This is a genomic window from Bariatricus sp. HCP28S3_A7, from assembly GCF_052066375.1.
In the GTDB taxonomy this organism is placed as follows: domain Bacteria; phylum Bacillota; class Clostridia; order Lachnospirales; family Lachnospiraceae; genus Allocoprococcus.
This window is the reverse complement of the sequence record NZ_JBQHSG010000009.1, coordinates 75,259-96,203: the sequence shown is the minus strand read 5'-3', so window position 1 is coordinate 96,203 and position 20,945 is coordinate 75,259. Positions and strand designations below refer to the sequence as shown.

Annotated in this window: 18 protein-coding genes; 16 read left to right on the top strand and 2 right to left on the bottom strand. The window is 45.3% G+C overall.

What is annotated here, in order from left to right; genetic code table 11:
* Positions 1-29: 29 nt before the first annotated feature.
* The 16 genes from ACTNA4_RS08380 to ACTNA4_RS08305 all read left to right on the top strand — a co-directional run bounded on the left by ACTNA4_RS08380 (position 30) and on the right by ACTNA4_RS08305 (position 19,089).
* Positions 30-740, top strand: a complete 711-nt coding sequence (locus tag ACTNA4_RS08380; RefSeq protein ID WP_427818783.1) for a DUF5058 family protein — start codon at positions 30-32, stop codon at positions 738-740.
* 14 nt (positions 741-754) lie between these two features.
* Entirely contained in the window at positions 755-1,519 is a 765-nt protein-coding gene (locus tag ACTNA4_RS08375) for a hypothetical protein (protein ID WP_427818784.1), read from the top strand.
* Between the two features lie 280 nt (positions 1,520-1,799).
* Positions 1,800-2,660 (top strand): class I SAM-dependent methyltransferase, encoded by an 861-nt coding sequence (locus ACTNA4_RS08370; protein ID WP_441029615.1) that lies wholly within the window; start codon positions 1,800-1,802, stop codon positions 2,658-2,660.
* 747 nt (positions 2,661-3,407) lie between these two features.
* Complete coding sequence (gene yedF, locus ACTNA4_RS08365; protein ID WP_427806646.1) at positions 3,408-4,013, top strand: sulfurtransferase-like selenium metabolism protein YedF; 606 nt, start codon at positions 3,408-3,410, stop codon at positions 4,011-4,013.
* 41 nt (positions 4,014-4,054) lie between these two features.
* Positions 4,055-5,095, top strand: coding sequence for a selenide, water dikinase SelD (gene selD / locus ACTNA4_RS08360; RefSeq protein ID WP_427806647.1), 1,041 nt, complete (start codon positions 4,055-4,057; stop codon positions 5,093-5,095).
* Between the two features lie 92 nt (positions 5,096-5,187).
* Entirely contained in the window at positions 5,188-6,582 is a 1,395-nt protein-coding gene (selA, locus tag ACTNA4_RS08355) for an L-seryl-tRNA(Sec) selenium transferase (RefSeq protein ID WP_427806648.1), read from the top strand.
* Positions 6,579-8,495, top strand: coding sequence for a selenocysteine-specific translation elongation factor (gene selB, locus ACTNA4_RS08350; RefSeq protein ID WP_441018530.1), 1,917 nt, complete (start codon positions 6,579-6,581; stop codon positions 8,493-8,495). Before selA ends, selB begins: the two co-directional genes overlap by 4 nt.
* Positions 8,492-9,394: a selenium metabolism-associated LysR family transcriptional regulator gene (locus ACTNA4_RS08345; RefSeq protein ID WP_427806650.1), complete on the top strand. Its 903-nt coding sequence runs from the start codon at positions 8,492-8,494 to the stop codon at positions 9,392-9,394. Before selB ends, ACTNA4_RS08345 begins: the two co-directional genes overlap by 4 nt.
* 179 nt (positions 9,395-9,573) lie before the next feature.
* Positions 9,574-10,713, top strand: a complete 1,140-nt coding sequence (locus ACTNA4_RS08340; protein WP_427806651.1) for an aminotransferase class V-fold PLP-dependent enzyme — start codon at positions 9,574-9,576, stop codon at positions 10,711-10,713.
* A 39-nt stretch (positions 10,714-10,752) separates the two neighbouring features.
* Positions 10,753-11,856 carry a YedE family putative selenium transporter gene (gene yedE, locus ACTNA4_RS08335; RefSeq protein ID WP_427806652.1) on the top strand — a complete coding sequence of 368 codons (1,104 nt, stop codon included), beginning with the start codon at positions 10,753-10,755 and terminating at the stop codon, positions 11,854-11,856.
* A gap of 60 nt (positions 11,857-11,916) precedes the next feature.
* Positions 11,917-12,120 (top strand): sulfurtransferase TusA family protein, encoded by a 204-nt coding sequence (locus ACTNA4_RS08330; protein ID WP_427806654.1) that lies wholly within the window; start codon positions 11,917-11,919, stop codon positions 12,118-12,120.
* The gene (locus ACTNA4_RS08325) at positions 12,120-12,356 is read left to right on the top strand and encodes a DUF3343 domain-containing protein (protein ID WP_427806656.1); all 237 of its coding nucleotides are present in this window, start codon (positions 12,120-12,122) and stop codon (positions 12,354-12,356) included. The genes ACTNA4_RS08330 and ACTNA4_RS08325 overlap by 1 nt, the downstream gene beginning before the upstream one ends.
* Before the next feature lie 159 nt (positions 12,357-12,515).
* Positions 12,516-13,877 (top strand): Wadjet anti-phage system protein JetA family protein, encoded by a 1,362-nt coding sequence (locus tag ACTNA4_RS08320; protein WP_427806657.1) that lies wholly within the window; start codon positions 12,516-12,518, stop codon positions 13,875-13,877.
* Between the two features lie 42 nt (positions 13,878-13,919).
* Complete coding sequence (locus ACTNA4_RS08315) at positions 13,920-14,573, top strand: DUF4194 domain-containing protein (RefSeq protein ID WP_427818788.1); 654 nt, start codon at positions 13,920-13,922, stop codon at positions 14,571-14,573.
* Positions 14,515-17,877: an ATP-binding protein gene (locus ACTNA4_RS08310; RefSeq protein ID WP_441029569.1), complete on the top strand. Its 3,363-nt coding sequence runs from the start codon at positions 14,515-14,517 to the stop codon at positions 17,875-17,877. The genes ACTNA4_RS08315 and ACTNA4_RS08310 overlap by 59 nt, the downstream gene beginning before the upstream one ends.
* A gap of 12 nt (positions 17,878-17,889) precedes the next feature.
* Positions 17,890-19,089: a Wadjet anti-phage system protein JetD domain-containing protein gene (locus ACTNA4_RS08305; protein ID WP_441024319.1), complete on the top strand. Its 1,200-nt coding sequence runs from the start codon at positions 17,890-17,892 to the stop codon at positions 19,087-19,089.
* 68 nt (positions 19,090-19,157) lie between these two features.
* On the opposite strand, the gene ACTNA4_RS08300 is transcribed toward ACTNA4_RS08305, so the two are convergent.
* Complete coding sequence (locus ACTNA4_RS08300) at positions 19,158-19,745, bottom strand: TetR/AcrR family transcriptional regulator (RefSeq protein ID WP_441024317.1); 588 nt, start codon at positions 19,743-19,745, stop codon at positions 19,158-19,160.
* Between the two features lie 16 nt (positions 19,746-19,761).
* Entirely contained in the window at positions 19,762-20,799 is a 1,038-nt protein-coding gene (locus ACTNA4_RS08295) for a proline racemase family protein (protein WP_427818791.1), read from the bottom strand.
* Positions 20,800-20,945: the final 146 nt, after the last annotated feature.

The window sequence follows — 20,945 nt, the reverse complement described above, 5'->3', positions numbered from 1 at the left end:
ATTCAAAAAAGGAAAGGGAGAGAAGACGTATGAAAGAAATTATTACTAGCCCATTGCTGCTGATTATGATTATAATCGGTTTGCTGTACATTGTAGCATTTTCGCTGCTGTATTTAAAGAAAGCGTATGCACGCTGCCTTGAAATGGGAATTTCAAAAGAGGCATTGAGCAAAGTTATCAAATCAAGCCTTGTTTTCTCAATTGTACCAAGTTTATCAATCGTTGTAGGTCTGTTTGCACTGATCCCGGTTCTCGGAACTGTATGGTCATGGTGGAGACTTTCCGTTATCGGTTCACTGTCTTATGAGACTCTGATCTCAAGCAGCGTTGCTTCTGCAATCGGATTTGAGACAAGTTCACAGATGCTGGAACAGGCAACAGGAAGCCAGTTCGGTGTTGTTATGATCCTTATGACGATCGGTATGCTGAGTGGATTCTTCGTATTAATTCCGTTAGGAAAGAAGTTATGTATGAGTGTTTCCAAGAGTGAAAATGCAAGCACATGGAAATACGTTCTGAGCGGATGCTTTATGTTATGTCTGTTCTCAGTTTATGTTCCGGTTCTTCTGATCGGTGATACAATTCAGGCGTTAGTTATGGTTACCGGTCTTATTATCGCTGTTGTTCTTGGTGTCCTGGCTGCGAAACCGGGTTTGAAATGGCTGAACGACTTTATCATGGCGTTCTCAATGATCGGTGGTATGGCATCATCCGTACTGTGGACCAGCATCTTTAAATAGAGGAGGAAGTTATTATGAGTAAAGAGAAAAACAGTGTAGTAATGGATCCGTTTCAGAAATGGTCTCACAGTGTAGGACGTCTCGGAACGGTCATCGCTTTGATCTATATGACAGCAATTCCGTTTGTTGTGCTGACTGTTTATGATGCAATGCCGTCATTCGGTGATGTTATCAATGTTTCAACGATCAGTATCCTGCTTATTTATATTCCGGTTGGTATTTCAGAAGCAATCAGTTATACCCCGATTTTGGGAAGTTCATCTTACCTGACATTTATTACCGGTAATATCATGAACCTGAAACTCCCGGTTGCAATCAATGCAATCAAGCTGACAGAAACAGAGCAGAATACACCGGAAGGTGATGCAGTTGCATCTGTAGCAGTAGCAGTTTCATCTATCATGACAATTGTCATCCTGGCACTTGCAGCTCTGCTGAGCTCACAGATCGGTTTCATTTTCGAAATCCCGCAGATCAAGACGGCTTCCGGATATATCATTCCGGCTCTGTTTGGTTCTTTGACTCTGGGTCTGTTCTCAAGCAGCAGTTCAGGAAGCAAGATCGTAAAAGGCGGTACAAAGGGCGTTATTCCGGTACTTGTTATCGTAACACTCCTTTCACTGTTCGTAAGAATTACATCCGGCGGATCTCTGTTCGGAGCAATCGGATTCCTGATTATTGCAATGCTTCCGATCGCAATCATTACATCACGTATTCTTTGGAAGAAAGGTGTTATTACTGTAGAGGATAACCCGGCTGTGGCAAAGAAAGAGAAATAAATTCCGGCTGTCTGAAAAGATAGTACAGAAAACGAAATAGAGGTGTGTGCCCCGTTGTGTGTATAACGATGAGGCATACATCTCTTTTTGCTTTGAGATAGGAGGCAGCTCTGCAGTAAGAGACCTCTGGTGATAAGGCTTTTGGTTAATGAGGAGATTTGTGCTTGTACTGGAAGCACTTTTTCGATATACTAAAAAGATAGTGACAAAGTAATAATGAATGTATACGGATGAGTGATTCATGCGGAACAAATATCAGATACAGAAAGGAAATAATCATATGTGGGTTGCAGATGGATGGGAAGACTATGAAGTGATTGATTCTTCCAACGGGGAGAAATTGGAAAGGTGGGGGCAGTATCTCCTTGTGCGCCCGGATCCGCAGGTGATCTGGGATACCCCGAAGACACAGAAAGGATGGAAGAACCGGAATGCGCACTATCACCGCAGCAAAAAAGGCGGTGGAGAATGGGAGTTCTTCGATCTCCCGGAGCAGTGGCAGATTCATTATAAAGATCTGACCTTTAACCTGAAGCCTTTCAATTTCAAACACACCGGACTGTTCCCGGAACAGGCGACGAACTGGGACTGGTTCTCTGATAAGATCCGCAATGCAGGACGTCCTGTAAAAGTGCTGAATCTCTTCGCCTATACAGGCGGCGCCACACTCGCGGCGGCTGCAGCCGGTGCACAGGTGACACACGTAGATGCCTCCAAAGGCATGGTGACCTGGGCCAAAGAAAATGCCGTGTCCTCAGGACTCGCAGATGCTCCGATCCGCTGGCTGGTGGACGACTGTATGAAATTTGTAGAACGCGAGATCCGCCGCGGCAATCACTACGACGCGATCATTATGGATCCCCCCTCTTACGGCCGGGGACCCAAAGGAGAAATCTGGAAAATAGAAGATGCCATCCATCCCCTGATCAAACTCTGTACACAGATCCTGTCGGATGATCCCCTCTTCTTCCTCATCAACTCCTACACCACCGGACTTGCACCTGCAGTCTTGACTTACATGCTCGCAACAGAACTGAAAAAATACAACGGCTACGTCGATTCCCAGGAAATCGGACTGCCCGTAACATCGAATGGACTCGTCCTCCCCTGTGGAGCAAGTGGGAGATGGTGGGTGGAGTAGGGAAGCGAGATTGTCTCTATGTGTGTAGCTGCGACGTTGCGCTTTACCTCAGCTCATGCACGGGGAGTGGCGGGTGGAATAGGGACGCGTGCTTGTCTCCATGTGTGTAGCTACGACGTTGCGCTCTACCTCAGCTCATGCACGAATATGTAAGGTGCCGGAAGGGTCGCTGAAAGCAGCTCCCCTCCCGCCGCCTAACATCTTCGGCATGTATCTTCGGAACGCTCCACTTAACCTCCGCTACACACACAGAGACAATCCCGCTGACTATTCGCACCCACAACACAAGAATCAGTCGCAAACAAAAAACAAAAGCCCTAACAATACAATATCAAGTGCCGAGAGTGGCTCCTACAAAGTAGGAGCCACTCAAAGGCAAGTCTTTCACACCCCTACAATTTATCACATTCCCTCCCCTTTGGAATTTTACTCCCCGGCTCTCGTTCAAGCGCACAGCCTTCGTCCATGCGGGGTGGGTTCCCGGACCGTGGAAAACGCCGGCACTTGCTTGCAGCAGCCGCAGACAGCGGCGCCCTGCAAGCTTAGTACCGTTGCGTTTTCCTCCGAGCGAGAGCGAGTCCGGGAACCCACCCCACATGGACAAAGGCGTCCCCCTTGAACCCCCTTCCTCACAAAATTTCAAAAATAACAGTTTACCTTTGTATAGTTCAGTGATAGAATGTATCTATAAATGAGAAGAAGGGAATTTTGACATAAAACATCAAAAGAAAGGAAGGTAATCGACAAATGATTACAGTAAACGCAATGGGTGATAACTGCCCGATTCCAGTTATTAAGACAAAAAAAGCAATGCAGGCGCTGACCGGCCCGGAGACGATCGAAGTTCTGGTAGATAATGAGATCGCTGTTCAGAATGTAACGAAGATGGCAGCTGCACAGGGCGGAGAAGTAAGCTCTGAGAAGCTTGGAGAAAAAGAATTCAAGGTTACGATCAAAATGCAGGGAGCACCGGCAAGTGCGGAGGCTGAAGAAGCTGTCTGCACTCCGGACAGAAAGGGTGACACGATCGTGGTTGTTTCTTCTGACCGTATGGGATCCGGCAATGATGAACTTGGAAAAGTATTGATCAAGGGATTTATTTTCGCAGTAACCCAGCTTGATACACTGCCGAAGAAGATGCTGTTCTACAATGGCGGTGCTACATTGACTGCAGAAGGTTCTGATTCTTTGGAAGACTTAAAGTCTCTTGAGGCACAGGGGGTAGAGATCCTGACCTGTGGTACATGTCTGGATTACTACCATTTGAAAGAAAAACTGGCCGTTGGCTCTGTGACCAATATGTATGCGATCGTAGAAGCTATGGCCGAGGCTGGAAGAATCATCAGACCGTAGATGGTTCACGGCAAAATAACAAACTTTAGGAGAATGGGAAAATGAGTAAGGATATCAAATTGACGCAATTGGCAAAAACCGCGGGATGAGCCGCTAAAATAGGTCCGGAGACCCTTGCCCAGGTTCTGGGTAAGCTTCCGAAATTTCACGATGACAACCTTCTGGTTGGTATCGAGACATCTGATGATGCGGCAATCTACAAAGTGACAGATGACATCGCAATGATTCAGACGGTGGATTTCTTTACACCGATCGTTGACGATCCGTACATGTTTGGACAGATCGCAGCGGCCAATTCTCTCAGTGACGTATATGCCATGGGAGGAGAGCCTAAAGTGGCTCTGAATATTGTTGGTTTCCCGAATTGCCTTGACCCGTCTATTTTGGGGGATATCCTGGCAGGTGGAGCTGACAAAGTGAAAGAAGCAGGAGCTGTTCTGGTGGGAGGTCACACGATTCAGAATGACGAACCTCAGTATGGACTCTGTGTGTCCGGCTTTGTTCACCCGCAGCGCATTTTCAAAAATTACGGATGTAAACCGGGAGATGTTCTGATTCTGACCAAACAGGTAGGCAGCGGAATCGTTAATACGGCGATCAAGGCGCAGATGGCCTCCGACAAGGCGATTCGTGAAGTGGAAATGGTTATGTCTTCGCTGAACAAAAAAGCCAAGGAAGTGGTAGATGGATATCCGGTAAATGCATGTACAGACATTACAGGTTTTGGTCTTCTGGGACACTGTGTGGAGATGGCAGAAGCCAGTGAAGTGACGTTCAATCTGAATGTCCACGATATCGCATATTTTGACGAGGCGATCGCCTACGCCAAGATGGGACTGGTTCCGGCGGGAGCCTATAAGAATCGTGGATATTCCCAGATGAAAGTGGATATGGGAAACGTAGAGGAACATTTTATTGATCTGCTTTATGATCCACAGACCTCCGGCGGACTTCTGCTCAGTGTGGAACCGCAGTATGTGGAAGTAATCATGGAGACATTTGAGAAGAAACACATGGAAACGAAGGTTTCTATCATAGGAACAGTGGAAGAGAAGAGTGACAAGCTTATACGTCTGCACTGATAACAGAGCATTTATGCAGGACAATATACGCCCGGCAGAGCAAATGCCGGGCGCTGCCTGAAAGATAATAAAGTATTTGGAAGTGGAAGAAGATGAACAAGAATCAATTATATCGTAATATCCCGAAAGTGGATGTGCTTCTGGAAATGGAGATCATTCAGCTTTTGATCGAACAGTACGGAAGAGAGACTGTCATGGAAGCAATCCGGGAGGAGATGGAGGCCCTGAGAGCATTTATCGGGGCATGTGAAGAAGAAGAGAAGATTGTGCGGCAGATTCAGGATCTGCCGCAGCAGATCGTAAGGCATGTGGAGAGACTCCATACACCGAACATGCGCATGGTGATTAACGGAACCGGTACGATTCTGCATACGAATCTGGGACGTGCACCAATCAGTCAGGAGCATGTATCAAAACTGGCTGATATTGTCACCGGCTATTCCAATCTGGAGTATAATCTGGAGGCCGGGAAGCGGGGAGAGAGATATTCCCATTTTGAGAAGCTTCTGTGTAAACTCACGGGAGCTGAGGCGGCAATGGCCGTCAATAATAATGCAGCCGCAGTGATGCTGATTTTGAGTTCTATGGCAAAAGGCGGCGAAGTTATTGTATCCAGAGGAGAGCTGGTGGAAATCGGCGGAAAGTTCCGTATTCCGGATGTGATGGAACAAAGCGGCGCATCTCTGGTAGAGGTCGGAACGACCAATAAGACACATTATTCCGATTATGAAGAAGCGATTACTGAAAATACAAAAGCGCTCCTTAAAGTACATACCAGTAATTACCGGATCGTAGGCTTTACCGATACGGTCACGATCGATGATCTGGTTCCGCTGGCAAAGGAACACGACCTTCCTATTATTGAGGATTTGGGAAGCGGCGTGCTGATCGACCTGAGCAAATATGGACTGACTTATGAGCCGACGGTTCAGGATTCCATCCGCAAAGGAGCAGATGTGGTATGTTTCAGCGGAGACAAGCTGCTGGGAGGGCCACAGGCAGGAATTATTATCGGTAAGAAGAAATATATTGATCAGATGAAGAAGAACCAGCTTACACGTGCACTGCGTATCGATAAATTTACGGCGACGGTGCTGGAACTCGTTCTTCAAGAATATTTATCTGAGGAAAAAGCAATTCAGAATATTCCGGTTCTTCGTATGATCACGGAGACCGAAGAAGAAGTGGCACATCGCGCCCAGAACCTGAAAAGGATGTTGAGACGAGCAGGTCTTGCGGCGGAATTTGGACTTGAAAAATGCGAGTCACAGATTGGAGGAGGATCACTCCCTCTGGAGCGGATCCCAAGTATGGCGGTTACGATAAAGCCTGAAAAAATGAGTGTGCCGCAGTTAGAAGAAAAAATGAGACATCTGGAGGTGCCTATCATCCCGAGAACGGCGAATGATACGATTTATCTGGATGTAAGAACCATAGAAACACGTTGGTTTAAGAAGATTACAGAAATGCTGGGAGAGCTGTTATGAAAAATATCATCATAGGAACCGCAGGTCACATTGACCACGGGAAGACAACATTGATCAAGGCTCTGACCGGGCGAAATACGGATCGTTGGGAAGAAGAACAGCGTCGTGGAATTACGATCGATCTGGGATTTACCTGGTTCGATTTGAAAAATGGTGACCGGGTAGGAATCATTGATGTTCCGGGCCACGAGAAGTTTATCAATAACATGGTTGCCGGAGTTGTGGGAATGGATCTCGTCATGCTGGTTGTGGCGGCGGATGAAGGAATCATGCCGCAGACAAGGGAACATATGGACATTCTGGGACTTCTGGGAATTAAGAAAAGCATTCTCGTCCTCAATAAATGTGATCTGGTGGACGAGGAATGGCTGGAGTTGGTTGAAGAGGAAATACAGGAAGAACTGAAAGGAACATTTCTGGAAGATGCGCCGGTGGTACGTGTTTCAGCAGCGACCGGACAGGGGCTCGAAGAACTGACCGATACGATCATTCGGGTGATGGCGGATGAGGTGGAAGAGAAAGACACGCAGACGATCCCGAGACTTCCGATCGACCGTGTGTTTACACTTTCCGGTTTTGGAACGATCATCACGGGAACCTTGATTTCCGGAACAATTTCCAAAGAGGATGTACTCGAAATGTATCCGATCGGGAAAGAGTGCAAGATCCGGAGCATCCAGGTACACGGACAGGACAAGGATAAGTGCTATGCCGGGCAGAGGGTAGCGATTAATCTTTCCAATATCAAGAAGAAAGAGATTCACAGAGGCTGCGTGATCGCTCCGAAGAACAGTATGAAGAACACGGATCTGCTGGATGTTAAATTATCGGTATTGCCGGATTCTATGCGAATTGTGACGAATCATGAAAGACTACATCTGTATACGGGAACCAGCGAGATCCTCTGTCGTGCCGTGCTGCTGGATAAGGAAGAAATCGGGCCGGGAGAAAGCGGACTGGTGCAGCTGCGTCTGGAAGAAGAAATCGCGCTGAAGAGAGGCGACCGATTTGTGGTGCGTTTCTATTCGCCGATGGAGACCATTGGAGGCGGCGTGGTGCTGGAGCCGAATCCGGTGAGAAAGAAACGATTCGATGAGAAGGCAATTGAAGAATTAAAGAAGAAAGAATCCGGTTCGCTTGCAGATGTTATGGAGCTGCATATCAAACAGCATGCAGATACAATGATTACGATGGCTGAACTTGCGAAGATTATGGCACATTCTGTGGATGAACTTCAGGAATACCTGGAAGAATTGAAAGAAGAAGGAATTGTTCATGTCTTTGCGATGAAGAAAGATGTATATCTCTGGCACAGAGACAGTGAATATGCATTGCGCCAGAAGATACAGGAGGCGCTTGAGGCTTATCATAAGAGATATCCTTACCGCTATGGTATGAAGAAAGCTGAGATCCATAACACCTATCTGAAAAAGGTGAAACCGATCGTGTTTGATGCTTATATCGAGCAGCTTGTGGCACAAAATCAGATCGGACGCAAGGACGAATACCTGCATCTGGCAGAATTTGAAGTGTCGAAAGACGCAATGTTCCTGAAGACGGAAAAGACTCTGGTCGATGCTTTTGAAAAGGCAGGATTTGATTTCGTGAGATTTTCGGAAATTGATCTCGGAACAATCCCGAGGGAAACCGCGGAGGATGTTCTTCTGTTACTTGTAGATGAAGAACGGGTTGTGCGGATCAATGAAGAAATGTTTACGATGAAGTATCTGATGGATGAGGCAGAGGAGAAGATTCGCAAGCATTTGGAGAATGAGGATGTGATTACGATCGCACAGGTAAGAGATATGTTCTCCACGAGCCGAAAAAGTGCCAAGCCGATACTCGAATATATGGACAGCATTAAGGTTACAAAGAAGACCGGAGCAGAAAGTGAAAGGGTAGCATACTTATGAATCTAAAACAATTGGAGGCATTTGTGAAGGTGGCAGAGGGAGGCAGCTTCTCAAAGGCGGCAAAGTCTCTGTTTTTGACTCAGCCTACCATAAGTGCACATATTTCCTCCCTGGAAAGAGAACTGAACGTCAGATTGTTTGTGAGAAATACAAAAGAGGTTATTCTGTCAGAGCAGGGCAAGGTACTTTATGAGTATGCCCGGCAGATGGTTGAATTGCAGAATAAGATTACCGAGATTTTTTCAACAGAAACGAAAAAAGATGTTCAGTGTATTACGATTGCGACATCAACGATTCCCGCACAGTATCTTTTGCCGGATATTCTGGCAGAATTCAGTTCCAGATATCCGAAAGAACAGTTTCGTGTGATGGAAACGGACAGTGCAAAAGTTGTGGAAAAGGTTGCCGGACATATTGTGGATATTGGGTTTACGGGGACCGTTCTTGAAAAAAAGTATTGTAAATACATACCGTTTTACAAAGATGATCTGGTGATTATTATGCCAAATAATGAAAAATACCAGCGTATCAAGGAAGAAGAAACGACAATTGACTGGATTGCAAATGAAGCGATCATCATGAGGGAAGAGGGATCAGGAACGCGGAAAGAAGCGGAAAAGCAGCTTCGCCGTGCCGGAATTGATGTGGAGAAACTGAATGTTGTAGCAAGCATTGAGAATTCGGAAGCTATTAAGAAATCAGTTAAAAGCGGAATAGGTATTACTATGATATCGCGGCTTGCGGTGCAGGATGTGATTGAATCCGGGCAAGTGCTGGATTTCCCGCTTTCGAGTAAAGATGATGGAAGAGATCTGAATCTGGTCTATAACAAGAATTACCAGCTTTCTAATTCTGCGGAACGTTTTATTCGTGTCGTGAAAGAGATGTATAACATATAAGAAATGAGCCTGCTTATAGATAAAAACTATAAATGGGCTTATTTATTGTACTTTTCGATTAGACGAAAGCGGGAATAAAGGCTATACTAGAGATAGTCAAATTGTACGGGGAAAAATACATAGGTATCATTTGGGAAGATACAAGCTGTACTTGAAAAGGAAATTGGAGGAAGGTACATATGATATATATGGATAATGCGGCGACGACGATGCAGAAACCGCAACAGGTAATCGATGCGGTGGCAGCGGCAATGTGCTCTATGGGGAATGCGGGCAGAGGCGCACATGCAGCATCACTCGGCGCGGCGCGAACGATTTATGATGCCAGAGAGAAGCTGGCTTGTTTTTTTCATGCGGAAAATCCGAAACAGATTGCATTTACGATGAATTCAACGGAAAGTCTGAATATAGCGCTGAAGGGGGTCCTGAATCCGGGAGATCATGTGATCACAACGATGCTGGAACACAATTCAGTACTTCGCCCTCTGTATGAACTGCAGGAAAAGGGAACGGAGCTTACCATTCTGAAAAGCAATCCGCAGGGGACGCTGGATTATGAGGATTTTGAGAAGGCGATCAAGGAAAACACCAAAGCAATCGTGTGTACACATGGTTCAAATCTGACAGGAAACCTTGTGGATGTGAAGCGAGTAGGCGAGATTGCGAAGAAACATGGATTTTTGTTTATCGTAGATGCATCTCAGACGGCGGGGGTATTTCCGATCGATGTGCAGGAGATGGGGATCGATATTTTGTGTTTTACCGGTCATAAAGGACTTTTAGGACCGCAGGGAACAGGTGGAATCTATGTGAGAGAAGGACTGACAGTCCGTCCTCTGTTATGTGGCGGAAGCGGGGTGCAGACTTATAATAAAAAGCATCCTTCTGAGATGCCGACTGCTCTGGAAGCCGGAACACTGAACGGACACGGGATCGCCGGTCTGGATGCGGCAGTGGAATATCTGATGGAGACAGGAATTGATACGATCAGAGAGAGAGAGCAGGATCTGATGTGGAGATTTTACGAAGGGGTGAAGGACATCCCCGGAGTAAAAGTTTACGGAGATTTCAGTACGCGGGAGCGATGTGCGATCGTGACGCTGAATATCGGAGATTATGATTCTTCAGAAGTGAGTGATGAGCTTCTTATGACATATGGAATATCTACAAGAGCCGGAGGACACTGTGCACCGCTTATGCATGAGGCACTGGGGACGGTAGAACAGGGTGCGGTGAGATTCAGCTTTTCGCATTACAACACGGATGAAGAATTAAATACAGCCATTCAGGCAGTGAAAGAAATGGCTGCCGAAGAGTAACTCTGAAGAAGAGAGTAAAAGGCATAAGGAGGAAGTAACATGAATTTATCAGATTCAAAAAAGAAACTCGCGATTGCGGGTGTGATCTGCGGACTTGTAGCGGCATGTCTTGCATTTTTCGGGAACCCTGCAAACATGGCATTTTGTATTGCCTGCTTCGTACGTGATATGGCAGGTTCACTGGGAATGCATCAGGCAGAAGTTGTGCAGTACGCAAGACCGGAGATCATCGGACTTGTACTGGGCGCTTTTATTATCTCTGTGGCAACGAAGGAATATCGTTCTACAGCAGGTTCATCACCGATGATTCGTTTCGTACTGGGTATGATTATTATGATCGGTTCCCTGATTTTCCTGGGATGTCCGCTTCGTATGATTATCCGTATGTCAGCAGGTGATCTGAATGCATGGGTAGCACTGATCGGATTTGTTCTGGGTGTATCGACCGGTGCATTTGCACTGAAGAAAGGGTTCAGTCTTGGACGGTCTCATGAGACGAACAAAACAAGCGGAGCAGTGCTTCCGGTCATCATGGTTGGAATCCTGATTCTTGCAACATGCACATCACTTTTGAAGGCAAGTGAAGCTGGTCCGGGAAGTATCCATGCACCGCTGATTCTGTCGCTGGTTGGCGGACTCATTTTTGGAGCAGTTGCACAGAAATCCAGAATGTGCTTTGCAGGAAGTATCCGTGATATCGTGCTTATGAAGAATTTTGATCTGTTTACCGTAATTGGAAGCTTATTTGTAGTTATGTTGATCTTTAATGTGGCAACAGGAAGATTTGTTCTTGGATTCAATACACCGGGAATCATTGCACATTCTCAGCATCTGTGGAATATTCTTGGTATGTATGCAGTAGGATTTGCTGCAGTACTGGCAGGAGGATGCCCGCTTCGTCAGCTGATCCTTGCAGGACAGGGATCTTCCGATGCGGCAGTTACCGTTCTGGGTCTGTTCTTTGGAGCAGCTCTTTGCCATAACTTCGGTCTGGCATCCAGCGGAACATCCCTGAACCCGGAGACAAAAGAACTGGTTGCAGGAGCTGTTACAACAAACGGTAAAGTGGCTTGCATTATCTGCATCATTGTTTGTTTCGTGATTGCATTCACAAACAAGAGAGAGACTGCAAAGACAAAATAAAAAGCAAAGGGTAGATATTAACAAAATAATATGCTATTCTAAGAAAGAAGGTAAAATAATATGAAGGAAGTAGATGCAAGAGGACTTTCCTGCCCGGAACCGCTTATGATGACAGCGGAAGCATTAAAAGATGCGAAGGGTCCAATCAAAGTGCTGGTCAGTGAACCGCATCAGAGAACGAACGTAGAAAAGTTTGCAAAGGACCACGGAAAAAAAGCAACAACGACAGAGAAAGGCTCCGAATTCGAAATTGTGATCGAATAATGAGAAAGAAAGAGTTAAAACTGGTCGTGACATTCCACACTACGGCAGATGCCATGGCGATGGAGAAAGCCTGTAAGGCAAAGAATGCGGACGGAAGACTGATTCCGGTGCCGCGGGAGATCTCAGCAGGCTGTGGGCTTGCATGGTGTGCCGGACTGGAACACAGGGATGCACTGAAAGAGATCATGTCAAGTGTTGGAATCGAAGAAGAAGAGATGCATGAATGCATGGTATAAAAAAGATTGCGCGTAAGCGCAGTCTTTTTTATGTTGCCGTTTATATGAGAAAATGATCCGGGGGATCATTTTTTGAGTTATACATTTGAAATTTGCGTGGTGCAGGGGCGCGATATGTGATAGAATAAAAGAGAACATTTATTTGATTGGAGTGCGGATATGCAGTTGCGTTTTGAAATCCCGGATTCGTTCTGGAGTCTGTTCCGTTCCGTGAACCGGGAGGCTTATATGGAAGCCCTTCTGGTTATTAATGAAGAATACCAGTACAGTAATTATTTCCTCACGAAAGAAGTGTGCGTACAGGTGCTTGGAGATATGTATGCAAAGAAGCAGCTCCGACTGGTGCGTGAAGAAAATGAGACGGAGTTTGATATGCTGGAAACACCGTCACTTCGTATGCTGAATTGGCTGATCAGAACGGGATGGCTGAAAAAGATTGAAGATTATCATACATTGGCGACGAATATTGTGATACCGGATTATTCGGCGGTTTTCATCGATGCGTTCGAACGTCTCAGCTCTGAAGATATGGAGGAGACGGAAATCTATATCCAGAATGTATACGCGACTTTATTTTCCTTCCGGAATGATCCCAGGGTGAATCTGAATATGCTGCGCACGGCGCTGATCAATACCCGGCGGCTGAACAAAGCACTGCAGGATATGCTGCATAATATGGACAAGTTTTTTGAGAGACTTCTGGATCAGCGATTTTACGGAGATCTTCTGAAAGAGCATCTAGATGGGTATGTGGAAGAAATCGTGAGGCGCAAATACCATATACTGAAGACTTCCGATAATTTTTATATTTACAAAATGGATATCAAGAAGTGCCTGCGCGATATGCGGGAAAATGAAGAATGGATCGAAACGGTTCGGGAGCGTTCCAGGGCGATGGGAGATACGAAGGAGGATGTTCTGGAACTTCTGGATCAGATTGAACGGGGATTTGATGATATTGAGCACCGTATTGCCAATATGGATAAGGAACACACGAAATATGTGCGCGCAACCGTGACAAGACTTAATTATCTGTTAAGTGGAGAAACGGACACCAAAGGGCTTGTGGTGCAGTTGCTGAACCGCATGGGAGATGCAGCGGATTATGAGCAAATTGTACAGAAGACCGGTGCAAAGATGAATCTTTCACTTCTGGAGATTGTTTCGGAGAAATCACTTTATAAGCGGCGTAAAGGAAGGAAAGACTTTATCAGTCAGATGCAGCCAGAGGAGACCACGGAGGATCTGGACAAGGAAGATGTGCTGAAGTTGAACCGGATTCAGCATCGGTACAGCCGAAGACAGATAGAAGATTTTATAGAGGAGAATATACGGGAAGGCGTTATGGATGCGCTGTCCCTTCCTATGCGGGAAGAAGATGAATTTGAAAAACTGATTCTTGCGTATGATCTCAGCACACGAAGGAACAGCAAGTATATGGTGCTGGAAGAGGATGTAAGGATGGTGGAGAAAAACGGTTATCGCTATCCGGCATTGAAATTTGTAAAAAGACAGGTTTAACAAGTTGGTGTCTGTAATACATCATGAAGATGGGAGAAATGAATGATTGATTATTATGAACAGCTCACACAGGAGGAGCAGGAAGCAATCACAGAAGTGGTTCAGACTCTTTTCAGGCAGACCTTCCTTTTGGAGCGGAAATACGACAAACGGACGGGCAGGCTTCAGTATGGGAAAGAGTACCGGACTGCGATGAAGCATCTGCCGTTTCTGAAAGAATATTTTAGAGTGGCGGGAATCACACTTTATGAAAACAACAATATAGGTATGCTGTATATTCAGGGAGAGACGCTCTGGGGCGAAAAACTTCCGAGACTTGCAACTATCTATATACTGGTACTAAAGCTGATCTATGATGAGCAGATGCAGAATGTGTCCACAAGCAGTCAGATCGTGACGACGCTGGGTGCCGTGAACGGCAAAGCAGGAGAGTTCAGAGTACTTCAGAGCATCCCGTCAGCTACGGAGATGCGCAGGACGATTACACTTTTGAAAAAATATCAGTTGATTGAACCGCTGGATCTTCTGGAAGAACTAAATGAAAGTACCCGGATTGTCATTTATCCGAGTATTCATGCAGTGCTTGCAGGAGACGACATCAGAGAATTATTGGAGACGTTCAGTGAGGAGGAACATTTTGGAAAAGAAGGAGAAACAGCAGCCGTTCAAGGCACTCTCGAAGATCTGCCTGAATAACTGGCATTATATAGACAGAAAAATACTGTCACTCAGCGAGGGAATCAATTTCTTTACCGGACATTCGGGGAGCGGAAAATCGACCGTGATTGATGCACTGCAGATTGTGCTCTATGCTAACACGGATGGCAGAGGTTTTTTCAACAAGGCTGCAGCCGATGATTCAGATCGTTCACTGATTGAGTACCTGAGGGGCATGGTCAATATCAGTGAAAATAATGAAGCACAATATTTGCGAAATTCCAATTTTTCCAGTACGATCGTGCTGGAGCTTGAACAGACAAACACAAAGGAAAAACAATGTGTCGGCGTTGTGTTTGACGTGGAAACTGCGACGAATGAAATCGGAAGACTGTTTTTCTGGCATACAGGAGGACTTCTTGAGAATCATTATCGGGCAGACAAAAGATGTCTTACGACTATGGAAGTCAGAGAATACCTGCAGCGGTCGTTTCCACAGGAGGGATATTACTGCGGGCCGAGCAATGAGCGGTTCCGAAGGCAACTCTATGATGTGTACCTGGGTGGACTGGATATGGAGAAATTTCCCAGATTGTTTAAACGGGCAATCCCTTTTAAAATGAATATCAAGCTGGAAGATTTCGTGAAGGAATATATCTGTATGGAGCAGGATATTCATATTGAAGATATGCAGGAAAGCGTTATGCAGTACGGCAGGATGCGGAAACGGATCGAAGAGACGCTTGAAGAAATAACATGTCTCAAAGAAATAGGAGAGATGTATCGGAATTTTGATGAGAGAAGAGAGAAGGTACAGCTTGGAGAATACCAGCTTCAGAGACTGGAAATGATGCGTCGTGAGGCAGAGGTTCAGGAGAAACGAGATCGAATTCAGAGCCTTTCTCAGGATAATCGTGAATTCCTGGAGCAAAAGGCAATGCTGGAAACGGAAGAGAAGGCATTTCAGCAAGAATATGATGAACTCTTGATTCGGCTCAATAACAGTGGGTATAAAATGCTTGAGACGGAACTTGCAGGGCTTAATGAGGCTCTGGAACGGTTGGATGGAAGCAAAGCAAGATGGACGCAGACTGCTAACCGGCTGAAGGAGTGGAAGACAAAGGAGATGACTTCTAACCAGACAATCTGGGATATTGACCGATTTGCATCCGGCGGTATCACTTTTGGAGAACTCAAGAGACTTAAAAATGCGCTGGCTCAGATGAGAAATGAACTGGAAGAAGAGCGCCGGGAAATTGATGGAGAACTTCGGCGAATCAAGAAGGAAGAGAAGGAATCACGTGAGGAATTAAAGGAGCTGAAACAAGGACGAAAAGCGTATCCAAAGGAGCTGGAAGCGGCCAGGATCGAACTGCAGAATCAGATTTATAAAAGAACCGGTACCTTCGTAAATGTGAAGATTCTTGCGGATCTTCTGGATATCCGTGATGAGCGATGGCACAACGCGGTAGAAGGTTATATGGGAGGTAACAAATTGCTTCTCGTTGTTGAGCCGGAGTATGCGAAGACAGCGATGGAAATCTATCAGAAGATGGATAAGAAGAAATACTATCGTGCTGCCGTGCTGGATACAGAAAAAGTATTGGAGGAAAAGCACGAGGTGCGTCCGGGGGCTCTGGCAGAGGAAGTGATCGCAAAGGAATCCTATGTCCGGGAATACATCCGTTTCTTCCTTGGAAATGTGATGAAATGTGGGAATATAGAGGAACTCAGAAATCAGCGCATCGGAGTGACTCCGGACTGTATGCTGTATCATAGTTACCGGTTGCAGCATATCAATCCCGAGAATTATACCAGGCGTGCATACATTGGTGAGACGAGTCTCAGACAAAGAATCCGACAGCTTGAAGAACGATGTAATAAGCTTCAGGAAGAGCGTTTGCCCCTGCAGGATCAGCTTGAGGAAATTCGGAAACTGTTGGATCTGGAAAGCCTGATACAGCCGGAAGAAGACTATATGGCACAGATTCAGGATGCCAGAATGATTCCTGAAAAAGAACGCCGTAAAGAGCAGCTGACTGAGCAGATGAAAAAGCTTCGGGAGGATTCAGTAGAAGCCCTGGAAAGGCAGATGGAGGAACTCGCAAATCGGAAAGAGGAAAAGAAGAAGCAAGTAGTTGCTGCCGAAGTGCAGACGGAAAAATGCTGTGATAAGATCGAGATGTTGAAAGATCAGATTGTCGATTCGGAGGAAGAACTGGCAGAATTCAGAAAAGATTTTCAAGAGAATACAGAGTATGAGGAAGTGTTCCGTAAGTTCCTGGAAGCAAGAAAATCGGTGAATTATGAGTATCTGAAAAGCCAGGTTGCCAAGGGACTTGGTGAATTAAAAAATGCAATGGACGATGCTTATCAGAGGCTGGTAGACAGGAGAAGCGTTTATATTAGACGATATCCGAATCGAACTTTTTCCACCAGTGTCAAAGAAAATTCAGACTATGACAAACTGCTGGACAGCCTTCAGTGTGATGACTTGGAGAAATACCGTGAGTCGGCAAAGGAACAGGCTCGCTCGGCCGTGGAACATTTTAAAGATGACTTTATTTTCAAAATCCGCAGCGCAATCCGGGAGGCTTACCAGCGAAGAGATGAGCTGAACCGGATCATAAGCGGACTGGATTTCGGAAAGGATAAGTATCAGTTTGTGATCACACGGAATAAAGGAGCGGATGGAAAATATTATAAGATGTTCATGGATGACGCTCTGCAGATCAATCCGGCTGATCTTGGTAATACGATGGATAACCAGCTTAATATGTTTACAATGGAGCATGAAGAGGAATATGGAGAGATGATGAATGAATTGATCAATATCTTTATTCCACCGGAGAATGCGACGAGGGAAGAGCTGGATGAAGCCAGAAAGAACATGGAAAAATATGCGGATTACCGGACATATCTTTCTTTTGATATGCAGCAGATCGTGCAAGGGGAGAAAAATATGACCATCGGTCTCGGGAAGATGATCAAGAAAAATTCCGGAGGAGAGGGACAAAATCCGCTGTATGTGGCGCTGCTGGCAAGCTTTGCCCAGGTTTACAGAATCAATCTGTCGCCGAAAGTGCAGAGACGTCCGACGCTGCGGCTGGTTGTTTTGGATGAGGCGTTCTCGAAGATGGATGCGGAGAAAGTGGCAAGCTGCATCTCTCTGATAAGGGGGCTGGGATTCCAGGCAATTATCAGTGCGACCAATGATAAGATTCAGAACTATCTGGAAAATGTAGATAAAACATTTGTATATGCAAATCCGAACAAGCGTCATATTTCGATTCAGGAATTTGAAAAAACGGAATTTTCGCAGCTTGCGGATGTTGAGGAATAAAGGGGAAAACGTATGTATCTTGTAAAAAAGATTATTGAGAAATGTGAACACAGCAGTCGTGACTGGCGCGAGGGAGCAACCGGCGGCAGAACACTGAGGATCACCCAGGAGGATTATGACCTCTGCGGGAAGCAAGAACTGATCGATGAGGCGAGAAAACTGGAGTCGGCAGGCCTTCTTACAATTAAAAAGTGGGTGATACCGGACAGTGATATTGAATTGATTGCATATCGAGTTGAAAAACTTTCGCAATTCTACCGGCTTGCGGACAGCGAAAGTGGGGAAGAGTATTGGCCGAAACAGGCGCGTGTGAATTATTATACAAGAAAAATTGAGGAAGAACTTTCGGAAGGTTTCCAGAAAGAATGGATTGAACAATATTTTGAGAGTCTGAGAGCACGTCTGGGTAAAGGCGAGTTCCCGAAAGAGGTGGAGAAGCTGGAAATGTCGCTTGCGGCTTTTCGGGGGATCGATAGTCTGGAAGAACCGGTATTGAAACGAATTTTTAGTAAACAGTATCTGAAAGATTCCAAGATGTTTGAACGTGAACTTGAAAGACATGTAATCAGTGTGGCAAGAAAATACTGCGATACCATTACAGAAGACATGGATTCTTCTACGGTATTGGAACAGCTTATGATTGAGGAATATTCCCAGGAACTGGCAGTGAAAGGACCACTGAAACTTAAAATATGGCGCGGTTCAGAGGCAAAGCGAGTGGATCTTTCTGACTTTGTTTATGGTACTGTACTGAACAGCCAGACGCTGAAGCATGCTGTAGTAGAGCTGGATCAGCCGGGACTGAAAAAAGTGGTGACAATTGAAAATAAAGCAAATTATGTGTCGATGCCGTATCAGCCGGACACATTGTATGTATTCAGTCACGGATATTTCTCGCCTCTGGACAGAGAATTCCTGAAAAAGCTTAGAAGAGCGCTGAATGGGAAGCCGGTGGAGTATTTTCACAGCGGAGATCTGGACTATGGCGGAGTGAAAATTTATGAGTATATTAAGAAGCAGATTCTTCCGGACGTACAGCCGCTGAAGATGGATGTGGAGACGTTTGAAAAATATGCCTCTTTTGCAGAGCCGATCAGTAAGGAAACAATGGCAAAATTGCAGAAAACAGAGATCCCTGATTTGAAGGAATTGATTGACAAAATGATTGAAACCGGAATGGGGATTGAACAGGAGAGTTTTTTGATCGTATAAAGGATAACGCAAATGAAGAAAAAATAAGCAAGGGCAGCATCTTTTCGGGATGCTGCCCATTATTATGCTTAAAATCCTTCCACAAACTGATCCAGAACATGCGGCAATAATTTGTCGCTATATTCGGTCAGAGAGTAATTCCCTTTGCAAAGTGCCCAATCGTAGAGTAAAGCTCTTTCGTACATTGCGTATATCTTCAACAACTCCTGCGGAGTGCTGGTGTTTTTGAATTCACCGGATTCGATCGCGCTGGAAATCGTATCGGTAAGCCAAGTGAAATAATAACGGTCACTTTCCAGGAGAGATCGCTTGTCCTTGGTAATCAATTGTGAAGAATATAAAGATGCGAGCAGATTCACATCAATTGTAGTTTCAATCATATAGAACAGTTCATGATTGAAAAACAGCAATTTGTCGTAGGCTGATAAGTCAGGATCGACGATTCCTGCAAGCTCCTCATATTTATCATCAAAAAGGTATGAGAGCGTGTTAAGCAATGCTTCTTTTCCTTTGAAATAATGATAAAATGTACCCTTCGAAGTCTTGGAGGCGGCAATGATTTCATCTACTGTTGTTTGCTCGTATCCGTTTTTGTGAAAAAGAGTCCACGCAGCTTTTACAATTTTGCTTTTTGTGGAACGGCGTTTCTTAGGCATTAAATAACCTCACTTCCTAACGTTTGCTTCCGACTTTAAAGCCGTATTTCAGTGGGTCGTCCGGGTCGATCACATAAGTTGCATCGCCGGTCAGGTAGGCGCTTCCGGTAATCTGAGGAATAACTGCATCAAATTCTCCGACTTTTGCTTCTTTCAGGATGACGCCTTTAAACTGGGAGCCGATAAAGCTTTCATATACGAAAGGTTCTCCGATCCCGATTTCGCCTCTTTTGTATAAGGTCGCCAGTTTAGCACTTGTTCCTGTTCCGCACGGAGAACGATCTGCCATATGGTCGCCGAAAATAACAACGTTGCGTTTATTACAGCCAGGAGTGTCGGTTGAACAGTACATTTCTACAAGGTCTACTGTTGTGATATCCAATTCTGGATGTTTGATTTCTACTTCTTTGTTGACCTGTTCCAACATATGGATACCGAAATCGGTAAGCTTTGGAATAGAATCCGGATCAACAGTCCAACCGAATTGCTCAGCGTCTACGAGGGCGAAGAAACTTCCGCCGAAAGCAATGTCATATTTTACTTCCCTTCCGTCTACGGTGGTAGTCAGATTCTCCTTATAAAGGAAAGCAGGCACATTCGTTAAAGTAACGTTCAAAACTTTTCCGTTCTTTACTTCGGCCTTGGTGCGAATGATTCCGGCAGGAGCATCCAGAACGACTTCCGTATATGGTTCTACGGCCGGGACAAGCCCCGTTTCGATAATTGCGGTTACAGATCCAATCGTGCCATGTCCGCACATGTTTAAATATTCGCCTGTATCCATAAAGATTACTCCGAAATCAGCTTCCGGATGCACCGGCTCTGTTAAAAGAGCTCCGAACATATCATGGTGTCCACGTGGTTCGAACATCAAGGCACGGCGGTATTGATCATAATTCTCTGCAAGAAAATTCTTGCGTTCGATCATGGTGTCACCTTTCAGCTCCGGAAAACCGGACATGATGATACGCGTAAATTCCCCCACTGTATGAGTATCAATTGCATGAAAAGACGCTTCAAAAGCGTCAAGGTTAAGCTTTGGATGAATTTCCATTTCCCAATTCCCTCCTTAAAGTAAGTTATAGAAATAATCTATAAGCTGTCAGCATAAAGCGGGCAGCATAGTAGTAGAAACCAAAATGATAAATAGAATATAGAGCAGCCTTTGGAAATATATTTCTGCAGTCTGCTAAATATTAT

Coding starts and splice junctions, on each gene's coding strand:
- ACTNA4_RS08380 (WP_427818783.1), top strand. CDS start 30: ATGAAAGAAATTATTACTAGCCCATTGCTGCTGATTATGATTATAATC.
- ACTNA4_RS08330 (WP_427806654.1), top strand. CDS start 11,917: ATGAAGGAAGTAGATGCAAGAGGACTTTCCTGCCCGGAACCGCTTATG.
- yedF (WP_427806646.1), top strand. CDS start 3,408: ATGATTACAGTAAACGCAATGGGTGATAACTGCCCGATTCCAGTTATT.
- selA (WP_427806648.1), top strand. CDS start 5,188: ATGAACAAGAATCAATTATATCGTAATATCCCGAAAGTGGATGTGCTT.
- ACTNA4_RS08300 (WP_441024317.1), bottom strand. CDS start 19,745: ATGCCTAAGAAACGCCGTTCCACAAAAAGCAAAATTGTAAAAGCTGCG.
- ACTNA4_RS08375 (WP_427818784.1), top strand. CDS start 755: ATGAGTAAAGAGAAAAACAGTGTAGTAATGGATCCGTTTCAGAAATGG.
- ACTNA4_RS08320 (WP_427806657.1), top strand. CDS start 12,516: ATGCAGTTGCGTTTTGAAATCCCGGATTCGTTCTGGAGTCTGTTCCGT.
- ACTNA4_RS08295 (WP_427818791.1), bottom strand. CDS start 20,799: ATGGAAATTCATCCAAAGCTTAACCTTGACGCTTTTGAAGCGTCTTTT.
- ACTNA4_RS08340 (WP_427806651.1), top strand. CDS start 9,574: ATGATATATATGGATAATGCGGCGACGACGATGCAGAAACCGCAACAG.
- ACTNA4_RS08325 (WP_427806656.1), top strand. CDS start 12,120: ATGAGAAAGAAAGAGTTAAAACTGGTCGTGACATTCCACACTACGGCA.
- ACTNA4_RS08315 (WP_427818788.1), top strand. CDS start 13,920: ATGATTGATTATTATGAACAGCTCACACAGGAGGAGCAGGAAGCAATC.
- ACTNA4_RS08345 (WP_427806650.1), top strand. CDS start 8,492: ATGAATCTAAAACAATTGGAGGCATTTGTGAAGGTGGCAGAGGGAGGC.
- ACTNA4_RS08305 (WP_441024319.1), top strand. CDS start 17,890: ATGTATCTTGTAAAAAAGATTATTGAGAAATGTGAACACAGCAGTCGT.
- yedE (WP_427806652.1), top strand. CDS start 10,753: ATGAATTTATCAGATTCAAAAAAGAAACTCGCGATTGCGGGTGTGATC.
- ACTNA4_RS08370 (WP_441029615.1), top strand. CDS start 1,800: ATGTGGGTTGCAGATGGATGGGAAGACTATGAAGTGATTGATTCTTCC.
- selB (WP_441018530.1), top strand. CDS start 6,579: ATGAAAAATATCATCATAGGAACCGCAGGTCACATTGACCACGGGAAG.